The 17,605-nt window shown below is 39.3% G+C and carries 19 protein-coding genes; 18 read left to right on the top strand and 1 reads right to left on the bottom strand.

Going from position 1 to position 17,605, the window contains the following annotated elements; all coding sequences use genetic code 11:
* Positions 1 to 85: 85 nt before the first annotated feature.
* From FRX54_RS02940 to FRX54_RS03010, 15 genes are all read left to right on the top strand, one after another.
* On the top strand, positions 86 to 613 hold the full coding sequence (locus FRX54_RS02940; protein ID WP_146460880.1) for a YqeG family HAD IIIA-type phosphatase: 528 nt from the start codon (positions 86 to 88) through the stop codon (positions 611 to 613).
* Positions 614 to 1,720: a ribosome biogenesis GTPase YqeH gene (yqeH, locus tag FRX54_RS02945; protein ID WP_146460883.1), complete on the top strand. Its 1,107-nt coding sequence runs from the start codon at positions 614 to 616 to the stop codon at positions 1,718 to 1,720.
* A gap of 16 nt (positions 1,721 to 1,736) precedes the next feature.
* Entirely contained in the window at positions 1,737 to 2,045 is a 309-nt protein-coding gene (yhbY, locus tag FRX54_RS02950) for a ribosome assembly RNA-binding protein YhbY (RefSeq protein WP_146460885.1), read from the top strand.
* A gap of 21 nt (positions 2,046 to 2,066) precedes the next feature.
* Positions 2,067 to 2,699 (top strand): nicotinate-nucleotide adenylyltransferase, encoded by a 633-nt coding sequence (locus FRX54_RS02955; RefSeq protein WP_146460886.1) that lies wholly within the window; start codon positions 2,067 to 2,069, stop codon positions 2,697 to 2,699.
* Positions 2,696 to 3,280 (top strand): bis(5'-nucleosyl)-tetraphosphatase (symmetrical) YqeK, encoded by a 585-nt coding sequence (gene yqeK / locus FRX54_RS02960; protein ID WP_146460888.1) that lies wholly within the window; start codon positions 2,696 to 2,698, stop codon positions 3,278 to 3,280. The genes FRX54_RS02955 and yqeK overlap by 4 nt, the downstream gene beginning before the upstream one ends.
* An 11-nt stretch (positions 3,281 to 3,291) precedes the next feature.
* Complete coding sequence (gene rsfS / locus FRX54_RS02965; RefSeq protein ID WP_146460891.1) at positions 3,292 to 3,642, top strand: ribosome silencing factor; 351 nt, start codon at positions 3,292 to 3,294, stop codon at positions 3,640 to 3,642.
* Between the two features lie 46 nt (positions 3,643 to 3,688).
* A complete protein-coding gene (locus FRX54_RS02970) occupies positions 3,689 to 4,423 on the top strand; it encodes a class I SAM-dependent methyltransferase (protein ID WP_146460893.1) in 735 nt (244 codons plus the stop codon).
* Positions 4,420 to 5,511: a nucleotidyltransferase gene (locus FRX54_RS02975; RefSeq protein ID WP_146460895.1), complete on the top strand. Its 1,092-nt coding sequence runs from the start codon at positions 4,420 to 4,422 to the stop codon at positions 5,509 to 5,511. Before FRX54_RS02970 ends, FRX54_RS02975 begins: the two co-directional genes overlap by 4 nt.
* Positions 5,512 to 5,527: 16 nt before the next feature.
* On the top strand, positions 5,528 to 7,264 hold the full coding sequence (locus FRX54_RS02980; protein ID WP_146460897.1) for a hypothetical protein: 1,737 nt from the start codon (positions 5,528 to 5,530) through the stop codon (positions 7,262 to 7,264).
* Positions 7,265 to 7,311: 47 nt separating this feature from the next.
* Positions 7,312 to 8,028 carry a YebC/PmpR family DNA-binding transcriptional regulator gene (locus tag FRX54_RS02985; RefSeq protein WP_146460898.1) on the top strand — a complete coding sequence of 239 codons (717 nt, stop codon included), beginning with the start codon at positions 7,312 to 7,314 and terminating at the stop codon, positions 8,026 to 8,028.
* A gap of 136 nt (positions 8,029 to 8,164) precedes the next feature.
* Positions 8,165 to 8,986, top strand: coding sequence for an amino acid ABC transporter substrate-binding protein (locus FRX54_RS02990; RefSeq protein WP_146460901.1), 822 nt, complete (start codon positions 8,165 to 8,167; stop codon positions 8,984 to 8,986).
* A 150-nt stretch (positions 8,987 to 9,136) separates the two neighbouring features.
* Positions 9,137 to 9,994, top strand: coding sequence for a MetQ/NlpA family ABC transporter substrate-binding protein (locus FRX54_RS02995; RefSeq protein WP_146460904.1), 858 nt, complete (start codon positions 9,137 to 9,139; stop codon positions 9,992 to 9,994).
* Between the two features lie 87 nt (positions 9,995 to 10,081).
* Complete coding sequence (locus FRX54_RS03000; RefSeq protein ID WP_398586704.1) at positions 10,082 to 11,452, top strand: M20/M25/M40 family metallo-hydrolase; 1,371 nt, start codon at positions 10,082 to 10,084, stop codon at positions 11,450 to 11,452.
* The gene (locus tag FRX54_RS03005) at positions 11,442 to 12,506 is read left to right on the top strand and encodes a methionine ABC transporter ATP-binding protein (protein WP_146460910.1); all 1,065 of its coding nucleotides are present in this window, start codon (positions 11,442 to 11,444) and stop codon (positions 12,504 to 12,506) included. The genes FRX54_RS03000 and FRX54_RS03005 overlap by 11 nt, the downstream gene beginning before the upstream one ends.
* On the top strand, positions 12,507 to 13,199 hold the full coding sequence (locus tag FRX54_RS03010) for a methionine ABC transporter permease (protein ID WP_146460913.1): 693 nt from the start codon (positions 12,507 to 12,509) through the stop codon (positions 13,197 to 13,199). It begins immediately after the preceding gene.
* A 48-nt stretch (positions 13,200 to 13,247) separates the two neighbouring features.
* On the opposite strand, the gene brnQ is transcribed toward FRX54_RS03010, so the two are convergent.
* Complete coding sequence (gene brnQ, locus FRX54_RS03015; protein WP_146460916.1) at positions 13,248 to 14,624, bottom strand: branched-chain amino acid transport system II carrier protein; 1,377 nt, start codon at positions 14,622 to 14,624, stop codon at positions 13,248 to 13,250.
* A 195-nt stretch (positions 14,625 to 14,819) separates the two neighbouring features.
* On the opposite strand from brnQ, the gene sstT reads away from it, so the two are divergent.
* The 3 genes from sstT to FRX54_RS03030 all read left to right on the top strand — a co-directional run bounded on the left by sstT (position 14,820) and on the right by FRX54_RS03030 (position 17,601).
* Positions 14,820 to 16,028: a serine/threonine transporter SstT gene (gene sstT / locus FRX54_RS03020; protein WP_146460918.1), complete on the top strand. Its 1,209-nt coding sequence runs from the start codon at positions 14,820 to 14,822 to the stop codon at positions 16,026 to 16,028.
* 172 nt (positions 16,029 to 16,200) lie between these two features.
* On the top strand, positions 16,201 to 17,043 hold the full coding sequence (locus tag FRX54_RS03025) for an S-adenosyl-l-methionine hydroxide adenosyltransferase family protein (protein ID WP_146460921.1): 843 nt from the start codon (positions 16,201 to 16,203) through the stop codon (positions 17,041 to 17,043).
* A 9-nt stretch (positions 17,044 to 17,052) separates the two neighbouring features.
* A complete protein-coding gene (locus FRX54_RS03030; RefSeq protein ID WP_146460924.1) occupies positions 17,053 to 17,601 on the top strand; it encodes an ECF-type riboflavin transporter substrate-binding protein in 549 nt (182 codons plus the stop codon).
* Positions 17,602 to 17,605 lie beyond the last annotated feature (4 nt).

Consider the following 17,605-nt stretch of genomic DNA (forward strand, 5'->3'; position numbering starts at 1 on the left):
CTGTCTAGGGAACTTTGCTTATTTTTCATGCATTTTTTTGAAATTGTGCTATAATAAAAAAGACTATGTAGATGTGGAGAATGATGTGAGTATCGAAGATTATAGGCCCACCTTTGCGGTTGAGGCTGTTTATGATTTGACCCCTGAGAGTTTGCGTCGTAATGGGATTAAGGCGGTCTTGGTTGATTTGGACAATACCTTGATTGCTTGGAATAATCCTGATGGCACGCCAGAATTGCGTGCTTGGTTAGATGAAATGACCACTGCTGATATTCCTGTAGTGGTGGTATCCAATAACAAACATGCCAGAGTCAAGCGAGCGGTTGAAAAATTTGGGGTAGATTTTGTTAGTCGTGCCATGAAGCCCTTTACCAAAGGCATTGACCAAGCGATTGAACGTTATGGTTTCCATCGTGAAGAAGTAGTCATGGTTGGTGATCAGTTGATGACTGACATCAGAGCCAGTCATCGAGCAGGTATTCGATCGATTTTGGTTAAGCCCTTGGTCAATTCTGATGCTTGGAATACTAAATTTAACCGTGCTAGAGAACGTCGCATGTTGGCGAAGATTGAAGCCAAATATGGCAAGTTAGATTATCAGAAGGATATTTAAGTGGAAAGTTTACATTGTATTGGTTGTGGTATTGCGATTCAAACTCAAGATAAGGATAAAGCAGGTTTTACGCCTCAAGCAGCCTTGGACAAGGGAATGGCGGCAGGTCAGATTTACTGTCAACGTTGCTTTCGCTTGCGACACTATAATGAAATCACAGATGTCAATATCTCAGATGACGATTTTTTGAGTCTTTTACATAGTGTTGGTGACAGTCAAGCCTTGGTAGTCAATGTAGTTGATATTTTTGACTTTAATGGATCGGTTATTCCAGGTTTGTCACGCTTTGTGGCAGGCAATGATATTTTATTGGTCGGCAATAAAAAGGACATTCTACCTAAGTCCGTTAAAGACAATAAGATTAATCAATGGTTAGTGGAACGCGCTCATGAAGAAGGCTTACGTCCCTTAGACGTTGTCTTGACCAGTGCCCAAAATCAACAAGCCATTAAAGACTTGATTGATAAAATTGAGTACTATCGTAAAGGACGAGATGTCTATGTGGTTGGCGTGACAAATGTTGGCAAATCAACCTTGATCAATGCGATTATCCAAGAGATTACAGGCAATAAAGATCTGATTACCACATCACGCTTTCCGGGAACAACCTTGGATAAGATTGAGATTCCCTTGGACGACGGGTCTTATATTTTTGACACCCCAGGAATTATCCATCGTCACCAAATGGCCCACTACTTGACAGCTAAAAATCTCAAATATGTCAGTCCTAAAAAAGAAATCAAACCCAAGACCTATCAGCTAAATAGTGGTCAGACTCTCTTTTTATCTGGATTGGCACGTTTTGACTATGTGTTAGGTGATAAACAAGGCTTTACAGGATTTTTTGATAATAATTTAAGTATTCACCGTACCAAGTTAGAGGGAGCAGATGACTTTTATGCCAAGCATAAGGGTGGCTTGCTCAATCCACCAAACCAAGAGGAATTGGCTAGTTTTCCAGACCTTGTGCCTCATGAATTTACTATCACTGAAAAAACGGATCTTGTTTTTTCAGGTCTAGGATGGATTCGAGTGGGTCATCCAGCCAAGGTAGTTGCTTGGGCACCTAAGGGTGTGGCAGTTGTGACGCGTAAAGCCATTATTTAAGTAAAGGAAAGAGAAAATGTTAACCAGTAAACAACGTGCTTTTTTGAAAAGTCAGGCTCATAGCTTAAAACCAATTATTCAGATTGGTAAAAATGGTTTAAATGATCAGATTAAAACGAGTGTCCGTCATGCACTAGATGCTAGGGAATTGATTAAGGTGACACTGTTACAGAACACTGATGAGGATATTCATGAGGTCGCAGAGATTTTAGAAGAAGAAATTGGTGTGGATACAGTCCTAAAGATTGGTCGTATCTTAATCTTATATAAAGAATCGAGTCGCAAAGAAAATCGTAAATTATCTCCTAAGGTTAAAGCTATCTAGGAGTAAATTCAAGGAGGAACTATGGCAATTGAACTACTAACTCCTTTTACCAAGGTAGAATTAGAAGTTGAGCAAAAAGATCGTAATCGTCGCCAGATTGGGATTCTAGGTGGGAATTTTAATCCTGTACACAATGCCCATCTGGTAGTGGCGGATCAGGTTAGACAACAGTTAGGCCTAGATCAAGTTTTGTTAATGCCAGAATATTTGCCTCCTCATGTTGATAAAAAAGAAACCATTGATGAGAAGCATCGCTTAAAGATGCTTAATTTAGCCATTGAAGGAATAAAAGGCCTAGCCATTGAAACCTTGGAATTGGACCGTAAAGGCATCAGTTATACTTATGACAGCATGAAGCTGTTGACTGAACAAAATCCAGATGTGGATTATTATTTTATCATTGGAGCAGACATGGTAGAGTATCTGCCTAAATGGCATCGCATTGATGAATTGCTTCAATTGGTTCAGTTTGTCGGTGTGCAACGTCCCAAGTATAAGGCAGGGACTAGCTACCCAGTAATCTGGGTTGATGTGCCCTTGATGGATATTTCGTCTAGTATGGTTAGAGATTTTATCAAGAAACAGCGTCAACCTAATTTCCTCTTGCCACAATCGGTACTGTCTTATATTGAGAAAGAAGGGCTTTACCAATGATCTATGAGCGTTACATTTCAGGAGGGCGTGTTGCTCTTTTGGAAAAAATGGCAGAGCAGCTTAGCTCTAAACGTTTCACCCATTGTCTAGGTGTAGAAAAGGCCAGTATTGAATTGGCAGAGCGATATGGTGTTGACAAGGAGCAAGCAGGTTTGGCAGGTCTGTTGCATGATTATACCAAGGAATTACCTGATCAGGAATTTCTAGACTTAATTGAACGCTATCAGTTGGATTCCCAACTTAAACAGTGGAACAATAATGTTTGGCACGGCCTAGTCGGTATTTATAAAATTCAAGAAGATTTAGGTTTGACTGATACAGCTATTTTGAGAGCTATCGAAATTCACACCGTAGGTAGTGCAGATATGTCTGATTTGGATAAGGTGGTCTATGTGGCGGATTATATCGAATGTGGGCGTGATTTTCCAGGTGTGGAAAAGGCACGAGAACTCGCTTATCAATCACTCAATCGAGCCGTAGCCTATGAAACAGCGTCAACCATTAGCCATTTGATTCGACAAGGCCTAGCCGTTTATCCACAAACCTTGGCAACCTATAATGCCTATGTAAATTATTTGTAAAGAGAAAGATGATGACAGAAAAAGATTTATTAAAATTGATTGTAAAAGCCTGTGATGAAAAACGGGCAGAAGACCTAGTCATTATGGACTTGCGTCAGCTAACAACCATGACAGATTATTTTGTGATTGCCAGTAGCACCAATAGCCGTCAATTAGAAGCGATTTGTGACAATGTGCGTGACAAAATGAAGGAAGAAGAAATTGTTAGTCATGTTGAAGGTGACAGCAAGGCAGGTTGGGTCTTACTAGACTTAAACAGTGTGATTTTACACGTCTTCTCAGAAGATGAGCGCTTGCACTATAATTTGGAAAAACTTTGGCATGAAGCACCCCTGCTTGATGTGGAAGAATTTTTAGCATAAGAAAAAGACCTTGTTCATCGAACAAGGTTTTCATAAAGGAGAAATCATGGCAACTTATGAAACCTTTGCATCAGTCTATGATGCCATTATGGATGATAGCCTCTATGACAAGTGGACTGATTTTAGTTTGCGTCATTTTCCAAAAGGGAAAAAGAAATTGTTAGAATTGGCCTGTGGAACAGGAACTCAGTCAGTACGTTTTGCTCAAGCAGGTTACGAGGTGACAGGATTAGATCTTAGTCAAGACATGCTTGATTTGGCAAAAAAACGAGCCAAATCAGCCAAACAGTCAGTGACCTTTATTCAAGGTAATATGCTAGATTTATCACAAGTTGGGCAGTTTGATCTAGTCACTTGTTATTCAGACTCGATTTGCTATATGGCAGATGAAGTTGAAGTTGGGGATGTTTTTGCACAAGTTTCGGCTTGTTTAGCAGATGATGGGGTCTTTATTTTTGATGTACATTCAACCTATCAGATGGAGCAAGTTTTTCCAGGTTACACCTACCATGAAAATCGTGAAGATTTTGCATTTGTTTGGGATACTTATGCGGACGAAGCACCGTATTCAGTGGTGCATGAGTTGACTTTTTTTGTTCAGGATGAAGATGGTCGTTTCACACGATTTGACGAAATTCATGAAGAGAGAACCTATGAAATCTTAACTTATGATATTCTTTTAGAGCAAGCCGGTTTTACAGATGTCAAGGTTTATGCTGATTTTGAAGATAAATCTCCTAATGAAAGCTCTGCTCGCTGGTTTTTTGTGGCTAAAAAATGACAGTTACAGGTATCATTGCAGAATTTAATCCCTTTCATCATGGTCATGCCTACCTGCTTAGTCAGGCACAAGGTCTAAAAGTTGTGGTCATGTCAGGTAATTTTATGCAGCGTGGCGAGCCTGCCATTATTGATAAATGGACAAGAACGCAAATGGCTTTGGCTCATGGCGCTGATATTGTTCTTGAGTTACCATTTTTGGTGGCTGTCCAGTCTGCTGATTATTTTGCCAAAGGAGCGATTGACATTTTGGAGCAAGTTGGGATTGACCATTTGACGTTTGGTACAGAAGACGTGTTAGACTATAATCATTTAGCCAATCTTTATCAAGAAAAAAAGACAGAGATGGACTTGTTTATCAGCCAACTTCCCAAGTCTTTATCCTATCCTCAAAAGGCACAAGCCATGTGGTCAGCGTTTGCTCAGATTGATTTTTCTGGTAGTAGTCCAAATCATATTCTGGCTCTGGCTTATACCAAGGCAGTTGCTGGAAAAAAAATAAGATTGTGTCCCATAAAACGATTGGGCGCGGGTTTTCATGATGAACATAAGGCTGATTTTATGGCGTCCGCGACAGCCATTCGTCAACATCAAGCTGATTTGGACTTTGTTAATCAAGCCATGCCAGATCCAGCCTTGTTTATCCAGTCAGCCAAGGTTAGTTGGGATAATTATTTTAATCTCTTACGTTATCAGATTTTAACGCAAGACGATTTAACCCAGATTTATCAAGTCAATGAAGAATTGGCTAGTCGGTTGAAAAAGGGGGTTCGAAAGGCTAATAATTTTACAGAGTTATTGGAAAACCTGGCTACAAAACGTTACACCAAAGCTCGCTTACGACGCATTTTAACCTATATTTTAGTTAATGCGAGAGAAACGAACTTGCCAGATGGTCTTCGGCTTTTGGGATTTTCTCAGGCTGGTCGAGATCATCTATCTCAATTAAAAAAAGACATCAAACTTATTAGTCGCATTGGTCAAACCAAGTGGGATCCACTGAGTCAACAAGCGGATCAGATTTACCAACTTGGTCACGCTGAGATTGTTGAACAAAACTGGGGACAAATCCCGATTTATTATCATTAGGAGGATGGATGTTGTCATGTTAGAAAGAAAAGATTGGTCTAGCTGGCAAAAAAGATTACTGACTGTAGTGATTTTGGCAAGTTTTTCTTTTCTTCTTTGTTTGCCTCAAGCCCTAACTAGAGAAGTGACGATGGGCGCAGATTCAATTTTTCATTATAATCGCTTTTATGAAGCGGCTATGCAGATTAAAAATCATAATTTTTCCTATTTTATTAGCTTGTATGGTTATCAGCAGTCTGGACGGATTGTTAATGCCTTATATGGCCCTTATTTTGCCTATTTTCAGGGGTTCTTGGTTTTACTAGGTCGAACATGGTTTGGTTATCACATTTTATCACGAACCTTACTAGGTTTTATTGCAGGCTCTTCTCTTTATCTCTTGATGAGACGTTTGCAAGTTGCTAAACCCTATGCGCTGCTTTTATCTTTGTTTTTCATGACCACCTATGCTATCCAATATTGGACCATTTTACAAGGTTTTTCAAGTTGGGGAGCGGCCTTTTTTCCTTTGGGGCTTTTGGGAGTTGTGGATCTTTTTAAACATCGTAAGGCCAACCTAGTCTTGATTGCCTCTTCTATGGGGTTAATGCTACAGATTCATGTGCTATCAACTCTTTTCTTGTCTGTGATTTATATGGGGGTTGGAACTTACATACTGCTAGTGACTAAGAATAAATGGCATTTTATCAAAACGGTTATCGGATCTATTTTTCTCTTTTTAGTGATGACCACTAATGTTTGGCTACCGCTTATTCAACTCAATTTAGCCAATGAGCTTATTCAACCTTATATCAATAAAAAAATGGTAGAACAGACCATTACTGGTTTAGATCGTGCAGTGCTAGTCTCTCCATGGAGTCTCTTAGTTCTGTTGGTTGCTCAAGTGATTCACTTTATTTGCTATTATAAGCGTTGGTCAAGTATCACTAAGGCTTTGATGTGGATTTACCTAAGTTTTCTCATCCTGTCGTCAGGTTTGTTCCCTTGGTTTTTATTAGCAGGACGTCAGATTGCCATTGTTGATTTGATTCAATTTCCCACTCGCTTTTTCTTTTATGCCATTCCCTTATTATTAGTGGTTGTTGGTTTACAATTAAGCCAAAGTCCTCAAAAGTACTTCAAAACGTATCGGATGTTTTTACTGGCTTGTTTAGTTATTGGTTTATTTTATACTTGGAAAGCTAGTTGGGATAATGTCGTCAAGAATTATCGCAGCGATACTTTTCTTCAAACCAAGGTTCATACCACCTTATTTGGAGAGAGTGAAGCTATTCGTAGAGCCTATCATGATGAGAATTTGAAAAAATTATTAGAATTAGTTAATCGCTCAACGCCAGATTATTTACCCAAAATTAAGAAACCAACGACACCAGATGGTCTTCGTTATATTAAGGAAAGTCGCTATGATCTTTATGAGAAATTTATCATATTAGACAACTTAAGATTTGATAAGGCAGTAGAGGGAAAAAATCTGATAGTGACTTGGCAGACCAATAACCAACAGTCACTTAATTTACCTGTGGTTGTTTATCGAGATACGCAATTAACCCTAAATGGCAAAAAACTTGCTACTAAAGATTACCAACTTAATGTAATTGGGACGCCGACCGTTTTGTCTCAAAAAGGAACGAATCAACTCTTGCTCAGCTATCAAGAACCATGGTGGCTATGGCCAAGTTTAGTATTATCCAGTAGCAGTTGCATCATGCTTATCCTGATGCAGTTTAAAAAAATAAGATTTACCAATTCCTAACAAAATGCTATAATATAGAAGATTGATAAATAAAAAGGAGAACACTTATGGGACGCAAATGGGCAAATATCGTTGCCAAAAAAACCGCTAAAGACGGTGCTAACTCAAAAGTTTATGCTAAATTTGGTGTTGAGATTTATGTTGCTGCTAAACAAGGCGATCCAGATCCAGAAACTAACTCAGCCCTAAAATTTGTCTTGGATCGAGCAAAACAAGCTCAAGTGCCAAAACATGTTATTGATAAAGCGATTGACAAGGCTAAGGGTAATACTGATGAAACCTTTGTAGAAGGTCGCTATGAAGGCTTTGGGCCAAATGGTTCAATGATTATCGTAGATACCTTGACTAGTAATGTCAACCGTACAGCAGCTAATGTACGTACAGCCTATGGTAAAAACGGTGGTAACATGGGAGCAGCAGGTTCTGTTTCTTACATGTTTGATAAAAAAGGTGTTATTGTTTTTGCAGGTGACGACGCAGACAAGATTTTTGAATTGCTTTTAGAAGCAGATGTAGAAGTTGATGATGTGGAAGCTGAAGAAGGAACAGTTACTGTTTATACAGCACCAACTGACCTACATAAAGGCCTAGAAGCTCTTCGTCAAGCAGGCATTAACGAGTTTCAAGTCACTGAGCTAGAAATGATTCCACAATCAGAAGTGACCCTTGAAGGGGATGATCTGGCAACCTTTGAAAAACTTATTGACGCTCTTGAAAGCGATGATGACGTGCAAAAGGTTTATCATAACGTGGCAGACATGTAAACAGAGAGTTTTTCTCTGTTTTTTCTATTCATTTGACTTGATAGAAGTAAACTATCAAGACGATAAAAACCAAGTATTAGGAAAATCATTTGAATCATGATAGAATAAATTTATCAGATAAAAGGAGAATAAAAGCATGAAAAAATTATTAACACTAGGTCTTTTAGCAGCCTCTGCTCTTACCTTGGCAGCATGTGGTTCTAAAACAAGTGATAGTGCATCAGAAACATCAGGTAAAGAAAAAATTACTCTTGCAACGGTTGGTACAACTCGTCCGTTCTCTTATGAAGATGACAAGGGAAATTTGACAGGTTATGATATTGAAGTTGCAAAAGCTGTTTTTGAAGGCAGCGATAAGTATGAAGTGACCTATCAAAAAACAGAGTGGTCATCGATCTTTACAGGTTTAGATAGCGATAAGTTCCAGATCGGAGCAAACAACATCAGCTACACTGCCGAGCGTGCTAATAAGTACCTGTACTCAAATCCAATTGCCTCAAATCCAAGTGTTTTAGTGGTACAAAAAGGTAGTGATATTAAAAGTTATGACGATATCGCAGGTCGTACAACCCAAGTCGTTCAAGGAACTACATCGGCTGCTCAGCTAGAAACCTACAACGAAGAAAACAAAGACAAGCCAGTTGAATTGAGTTATACAAACGAAAACATCACAACCATTCTTCGTAATGTGAATGAAGGTAAATTTGATTTCAAGATTTTTGATAAAATCGCAGTGAACTCAATTGTCAAGAGCCAAGGTTTGGACAATGTTGAAGTGATTGAATTGCCAAGCGATCAACAACCGTATGTGTATATGATTTTTGGTCAAGATCAAACAGACCTGCAAACCTTTGTCAATAAACGTATTAAAGAACTTTATGACAACGGCACACTTGAAAAAATCTCACAAGAATACCTAGAAGGTAGCTACCTACCAGCAAGTGCGGATGTGAAATAATTCATATAGCAATAAACGATCTCATTAGAGGTCGTTTTTTATCGTTTAACATATAGTTAAAAACTATATATTAGACAAGTTTTTAACAGTTTGATTTTTATAACAGGCTATGGGATAATAAATTCATCAAAACAAAAGAGGTATTTATTGATGAAATTGAAAAAGATTTTAGGTATTGCCAGTTTGGCACTTGTATCAGGTTTTGTCTTGGCTGCTTGTGGTCAAAAATCAACTAGCTCAGATGACGCTAAAACAGTAACCGTTGGTGTGATGACAAAAACAGAATCTGATGATGCACGTTGGAGTAAAATTCAAGAACTTCTTAAAGCAGATGGTATCACTTTGGAGTATAAGGAATTTACAGACTACTCACAACCTAACAAGGCTTTAGCTAACGGTGAGGTTGATATCAATGCTTTCCAACATTACAACTTCTTGGATAATTGGAATGAAGAAAACAAGGGAGATTTGGTTGCGATTGCGGAAACTTATATCAGTCCAATTCATCTCTTCTCAGGAACTGACAGTTCAGGTAAGGCTAAGTACACTGAACTTAGTCAACTACCAGACAATGCAACGATTGCTGTACCAAACGATGCCACTAACGAAAGTCGTGTCCTATACGTTCTTGAATCAGCAGGTTTGATTAAATTGAACGTTTCAGGTAAAGAATTTGCGACAGTAGCTAATATTACTGAAAACAAAAAGAACTTACAAATCAAGGAAGTTGACGCGTCACAAACGGCTCGTTCATTGACATCAGTTGATGCAGCCTTTGTAAACAATAGCTACGCTGTCCCAGCAGGTATTGACTACTCAACATCATTGCTTAAAGAAGAAGTAAACGATAACTCTAAACAATGGATTAACATCTTGGCTGGTCAAAAAGACTGGGAATCTTCAGCTAAGGCTGATGCCATCAAGAAAATCATTGAAGCTTATCATACAGATGACGTGAAAAAAGTTATCGATGAAACTTCAGATGGTGTTGATGTTCCAGTTTGGTAGAATGATATGAGATTAAGGAGTGAGGAAAAGCTAGGTTGTTGCTAGTTTTCCTGCTCCTTTCTTTACGAATATAAGGAAAAGATAAATATGACAAGTGAAAAAGCTGATATTCAGGCCTTTTGGTCAGATTCAATTGTTCAAGATTATTTGATGGTTTTACGCGATTTGATTGCCAAAAAATCAATCTATGCTCAAGGTATTGGCCTTTTAGAAGTGGCCCACTTTTTAGCAGAAACTTTTCGTAAAGCAGGTGCTCAAGTGACCCTTGATGATAGCTATGCTGCCCCTTTTGTGATGGCAGAGTTTAAGAGTGAGCAAGCAGATGCCAAGACCGTCATTTTCTACAACCATTATGACACTGTTCCAGCTGACGCTGACCAAATCTGGACGAGCGATCCGTTTACCATGACCATACGAGATGATATTATCTACGGACGGGGTGTTGATGATGACAAGGGGCATATCACAGCTCGCTTGACAGCTATGATGAAGGTTCTACAAGAAGGCCAAGGCTTGCCAGTTAATGTCATTTTTATCATGGAAGGGGCTGAAGAATCAGCTTCTGTTGACTTGGATAAGTATCTAGCTAAATATAGTGCCAAGTTGTCTAAGGCAGATTTATTGATTTGGGAACAGGGAAATCGCAACAATCTAGGACAGCTTGAAATCTACGGTGGCAACAAAGGGATTTTGACCTTTGATGCGTATGTTAAGAGTGCAGATTTGGATATTCATTCTAGCTATGGTGGTGTCGTGGAATCAAGTATTTGGTACTTGATTCGGGCACTTAATAGTTTACGAGAAGCAGATGGTTCCTTGTTAATTGAGGGCTTGACAGATGAGTTACTTGAACCAAATGAGCGAGAAATGGCTCTTATTCAGAAACATGCCCAACTAAGTCCAGAAAAATTACAGGCTATCTACGGCTTGGAGTTACCTATTTTGGTTGAAGAGCGTGAAGTATTCTTGAAACGTTTTTATTTTGAACCGTCGATTGCTATTGAAGGCTTATGGTCGGGCTATCAAGGAAGTGGTGTCAAGACAATTTTGCCAGGTCAAGCCCATGCAAAATTGGAGATTCGTCTAGTTCCTAATCTCAGTCCGCAGGATGTCTTTGACAAGGTCAAAAAACAATTGGTCAAAAATGGCTTTTCTCAAGTGGAATTGACCTATACTTTGGGCGAAAAGAGCTATCGCAGTGATATGAGTCATGATGCCATTATCCGAGTGATAGAACTGGCTAAGGCTCACTATGAAGAGGGTGTGGCTATCTTGCCAACTTCAGCAGGTACAGGTCCTATGCACACGGTTTTTGATGCCCTAGGCGTGCCGATTGCTGCTTTTGGAATGGGGAATCCCAATAGTCGAGACCATGCTGGAGATGAAAATGTAACGGTAGCGGATTACTACCGTCATGTAAAACTAATAGAGGAGTTAATCAGAAGTTATGGCAAATGAAATTATTAACTTAGAACATATTGATATTACCTTTCATCAGAAGAAACGAGTGATTGAAGCCGTTAAAGATGTCAGTATCACAATTAATCAAGGGGATATTTATGGTATTGTTGGTTATTCTGGTGCTGGGAAATCAACCTTGGTTCGTGTCATCAACCTGTTGCAAAAACCGACCAAGGGTCGTGTGGTCATTGATAGTGATGTGATTTTTGATAATGACAAACCTGTTTTGACGGCGACTCAGTTGCGAGAGAAACGTCGTGATATTGGCATGATTTTCCAACACTTTAACCTAATGTCACAAAAAACTGCTCGAGAAAATGTCGCTTTTGCTCTGAAACATTCTGACTTGAGTAAGGAAGAAAAAGATAAAAAAGTGACAGAACTCTTGGGTCTGGTTGGCTTGGCAGATCGTGCTGACAATTACCCCTCACAACTGTCTGGTGGGCAAAAACAACGTGTCGCCATCGCTCGTGCCCTTGCTAATGATCCTAAGATTTTGATTTCAGATGAATCAACCAGTGCCTTGGATCCAAAAACCACCAAGCAAATTTTGAGTCTTTTACAAAATCTGAATGAAAAATTAGGTTTGACCATTGTCATGATTACCCATGAAATGCAGATTGTTAAAGACATTTGTAATCGTGTTGCGGTTATGCAAAATGGTGTGCTGATTGAAGAAGGCAGTGTGCTGGATATTTTCTCTAACCCACAGCAAGTCTTAACTCAGGAATTTATCCAAACGGCTACTGGCTTAGATGAAGCTCTTCTCAAGATTGAAAAGCAAGACATTGTTGCTAATCTAGCGGATGATTCGATTTTAGTTGAGTTAAAATATGCGGGAACGTCAACCGATGAGCCGATTCTTAATCAGATTTATAAAGAATTTGATGTCAGTGCCAATATCCTTTATGGCAATATTGAAATTCTAGACCATGTGCCAGTTGGTGAATTGGTCGTTATCCTATCTGGTCAAACGGACAATTTGGCTAGTGCATTAACTGCCCTAGAAAAAGCTGGGGTATCTGTTGTTGTATTGAAAAGAGGTGCCTAGATGAATGAATTGATTCAAACCTATTTGCCTAACGTCTATGCGTTGGGGTGGTCTGGTGATGCAGGTTGGGGAACTGCCCTGTTTAACACCCTTTATATGACCTTAATTCCTTTTGTTATCGGTGGCATTTTGGGCTTGGTTGCCGGTTTATTATTGGTAATGACTAAACCAGGTGGTGTTATTGAAAATAAATTAGTTTTTTGGGTTTTGGATAAGGTGACATCGGTCTTTCGTGCCATTCCCTTTATTCTTTTGTTAGCTATTATGTTCCCTGTTGCCCTTCTTTTGGTTGGAACCATGCTTGGACCTGATGCAGCCAATGTTTCGCTGTCTGTGGCAGTATTTCCTTTTTTTGCTCGTCAAGTACAGGTGGTTCTGTCTGAGTTGGACAAGGGAATTATTGAAGCAGCTCAAGCGTCTGGTGCGACCACATGGGATATTGTTTGGGTGTATTTAACGGAAGGGCTACCAGATTTGATTCGTGTGTCAACGGTGACCTTGATTTCCTTGGTTGGTGAAACAGCCATGGCTGGCGCAATCGGAGCTGGTGGTCTTGGAAATGTTGCTATTTCTTATGGTTATAATCGTTATAATAATGATGTGACTTGGGTGGCAACTCTGATGATTTTGATTTTGATTTTTGCCATTCAGTTCCTAGGGGATTTCTTAACCAAAAAGGTAAGTCATAAATAGATTTTAGATAAAGAAAATACGCTTAGTCAGGACTAAGCGTATGATTTTTTATGATTTGATTTTATCTAAGATAAGACCTAGAACAAAACCAATAAGAGCAAAGCAGGTCCAACCGAGTTGGAATTGCCCAAGGGGCACAACTTGCGTAAAGAAGTGATTGATACCAGCTGGGATAAAGTCAATACCTAACTGACCAGCTAGGGTAGATAATGAATCGTAAAGGGCAGCAACAGAAGCCCAAATTAAAGTTGAAACATAAACGATTTTTTTATCTTTAAACCATTTGCCTGTTAAGGTCAGTACAATCAAGCTAATCGCAATAGGATAAAGGAAGAAGAGCATGGCAAGAGAAGCTTTAATGATGCCATTTAGACCACTAAAGTAAAGAAAAGTACCAATTAAGGTCATTATAGCAGACCAGCGAGCATGAGATAGTTTTGGTAACAAAGTGTGGAAATAATCTGCACTAGCCACCACTAAACCTGACGATGTTGATAGACAGGCTAGAAAAACAGCAAGTGATAGCGTTAATTGACCAAAAGTTCCGAAATAATTTCTTGCTGCAATACTAAGCACATTACCACCGTCAACGCCGACACCATTGAGAACAAATAGACCGTCTTGCATGTCAAAGAGTCCTTGAGAAACAGATCCTAGACGAGCAATAAAGATATAGATGATGGCAAGAAAGGCAGTTGTAATAAGCCCTGCTTTGAGTGAAATCGTTGCGATGTCACGTTTAGATTTAGCCCCAAATTGTTTTGCCGAGTTGATCACAACATTGATAAACATGAAGGCGGCAAGGGCATCAAGTGTCCCATAACCTTGTAATAAACCAGCGATGAAAGGAACATCAGCAAAAGCATTAGACAAGTCGCTTGCGGCATTATAGCTCTGGCTAGCAGGAGCGGCAGCTGGACTGATATAAGAACCAATGATTAAGGTTAGGATAACCAAGAGTAGAGCTGGTGTTAGGTATTTACCAATATAGTCAGCAATTTTACTTGGTTTAACAGCGATTAAATAAGTCAAACCAAAGAAAATAACACCATAGATGAGTTTGCTGATGAGATCATTGCCAAAGAAAGGGGCGACTCCAACAGAGAAAGAAACAGCTCCGGTTCTTGAGATAGAAAATAGAGGGCCAATAGCCAGATTAAGCACAGTCATGAAAACAACGGCAAAACCTTTAGACACTCGTTTTTCAATCATATCTTGGGCATTGTCACTACCAGAATACGAAATAGCAATGACTGCCAATAACGGTAGAGTGACGGCTGATAAACAGAAACCTAGGACGGCAAGCCAAAGACTACTACCAGAGTAAATGCCAAGAAAGGCAGGATAGGTTAGGTTTGATGCTCCAAAAAACATGGCAAAAAGCATCAAACCAATAATTAGATATTTATTTTGAGTGGACTTCATTGATATTTCCTCGTTTACGTAAATTGAAGTGAAAATAATCATTTCACTTGTTCTATCATTGTACCCCAGTTCTAAATATTCGTCAATAGCTTAAAAAATTAGAGAAATCTAAGGTAAATTTACAGAAATAGCCTTGAATTTTTGTTCCTTTTAAGATAATATAGTGATATTACTATTTTTAAAGGAGTAAAATAGATGAAAGAAATGAATTTTTGGAATCGACTGAGTTTGATTCAGCGAATTATTATTGGTGTGGCAATTGGAGCGATTTTAGGACTTCTAGTGCCATCATGGTCAGTGATTGGCTTGTTCGGTACCGTTTTTGTTGGTGCCTTGAAGGGTGTAGCTCCTGTCTTAGTATTTGTTTTGGTTGTGCATGCGCTATCACAAACCCGTCAAGGTCAGCAAAGTAATATGAAAGGCGTTATCAGCCTATACCTTTTAGTAACCTTTGCAGCCGCCTTTGTAGCTGTTTTAGCAAGTTTTGCCTTTCCTGTAACCCTTAATCTGTCAGGGGGGGCAACAGATACATCATCAGCCCCTCAAGGGATTGCAGAAGTATTTAACACCTTTATCACAAATATCGTGGATAACCCACTAAATGCAATTGCAACAGCTAATTATATTGGTGTTTTGTCATGGGCTGTTTTATTTGGTTTGGCTTTACGTCAAGCAAGCGATGCTATTAAGGATGGTCTAGGACAAATCTCAGATGCCACATCAAAAGTGGTGACATGGGTCATTGAAATGGCACCATTCGGTATTATGGGATTGGTGTTCTCGACAATCTCACAAAATGGTTTGGATATCTTGACAACTTATGGTCGCCTATTGATGGTCTTGGTAGGTACCATGGCAGTAGTAGCCCTTGTGGTTAATCCGTTGATTGCCTTTATCGTCATGAAGAAAAATCCATATCCATTGGTTTTCCGTTGTTTGAAAGAAAGTGGTATCTCAGCCTTCTTCACGCGTAGTTCAGCAGCTAACATTCCTGTTAACATGCGTTTGTGTAAAGAGCTGGGCTTGAACGAAGATACTTATTCAGTATCAATTCCACTAGGAGCAACTATCAACATGGGTGGTGCAGCCATTACAATCACGGTTTTGACCTTGGCTGCAGTGAATACCTTGGGAATTTCTGTAGATTTCCCAACGGCTTTCTTGCTTAGTGTAGTTGCTGCCCTGTCAGCGTGTGGTGCGTCAGGAGTGGCAGGTGGTTCATTACTTTTGATTCCTTTGGCTTGTAGTTTGTTTGGTATTGATGGTAATATCGCTGCAGAAGTTGTTGGTGTTGGTTTCATCATCGGTGTGATTCAAGATTCATGTGAAACAGCAATCAACTCATCAACAGACGTTCTCTTTACTGCCGTAGCTGAAAAATCAGCTTGGGGTAAGAATAAGTAAGAACTATTTATTGTTAATCAAAGGACAGGTTGAACAGATCATGTTTCAACCTGTTTTTATCTTTTTTTGATATAGTTTGTAACTATGGATATTCCTTGTTAAGTATAGCCTACAAAAATAGTGTAACTTATGATAAAATAAATACTATCTTAGTTAGAAAAAGGAAAGATAAATGAGTAATCAATTACTAGTGTTACAATCAGATTTTGGTTTGGTTGATGGGGCAGTCTCGGCCATGATTGGTGTAGCATTGCAAGAATCACCCAACTTAGGTATTCACCATTTGACGCATGACATTACACCTTATAACATCTTTGAAGGCAGCTATCGTCTGTTCCAAACGGTTGAGTATTGGCCGAAAGGAACAACCTTTGTTTCGGTTGTTGATCCAGGTGTGGGGTCTAAACGTAAAAGTGTCGTTGCCTTAACAGAACAAGACCACTATATCGTGACACCAGACAATGGTACCCTATCTTACATTAAAAAACATGTTGGTATTAAGGCTGTTCGTGAGATTTCTGAAGTGAAAAATCGTCGTCAAAATACAGAGCATTCTTATACCTTCCATGGTCGCGATGTCTATGCCTATACAGGAGCAAAATTAGCTAGTGGGCATATTAGCTTTGAAGAAGTTGGCCCTGTCTTGTCAGTGAATGATATTGTGGAATTGCCAGTAGTAGAAACCCAAGTTACTGACAATCAGGTTAGGGGAGCTATTGACATTTTGGATGTTCGCTTTGGATCTTTGTGGACTTCGATTACTCGTGAGGAGTTTTATCAATTAAACCCAGAATTTAACGACCGTTTTGAAGTGACGATTTATAACAATGATATGTTGGTGTATCAAAATCAAGTGACGTATGGTAAATCTTTTGCAGATGTCCGTATTGGTCAGCCAATTTTGTATATTAACTCTCTCTATCGTCTAGGTTTAGCGATTAACCAAGGGTCGTTTGCCAAGGCATATAATGTGGGAGTGGGTTCGAACTGGCATATTGAAGTGAAGAAAATTTAGGAGATGTCTATGAAAAATAACTCAATTAAAAAAGTTGTCGCAACGGGAATTGGTGCCGCACTCTTTGTGATTATTGGAATTTTGGTGAATATTCCTGTACCAGTACCCAATACCAGTATCCAGTTACAGTATGCTGTTTTAGCTTTGTTTGCCTTGATTTATGGGCCAAGCGTTGGTTTCTTTGCAGGTTTTATTGGTCATGCACTCAAGGATGCCATTCAATACGGCTCAGTTTGGTGGACTTGGGTCTTGGTCAGTGGTTTGATTGGTTTGGGCCTTGGTTTCTTGTCTGGTGTGATTAAGCTGGATAAAGGGCAATTGCAAACCAAAGACTATCTGGTGTTCAACCTTACTCAACTAGTAGTAAACTTTATTGGCTGGGGGTTGATTGCACCTTATGCAGATGTTTTGATTTACAAGGAAATTGCTAGTAAAGTCTATGTTCAAGGGATTTGGTCAGCAGGAGTTAATGCCCTAACAGTTGGTTTGGGTGGTAGCTTGTTGATTGGGCTTTATGCTCGGACTCGAATTAAAGCTGGTAGTCTTTCTAAGGATTGATAGA

It is taken from the genome of Streptococcus sp. sy004 (genome assembly GCF_007859205.1).
GTDB lineage: Bacteria > Bacillota > Bacilli > Lactobacillales > Streptococcaceae > Streptococcus.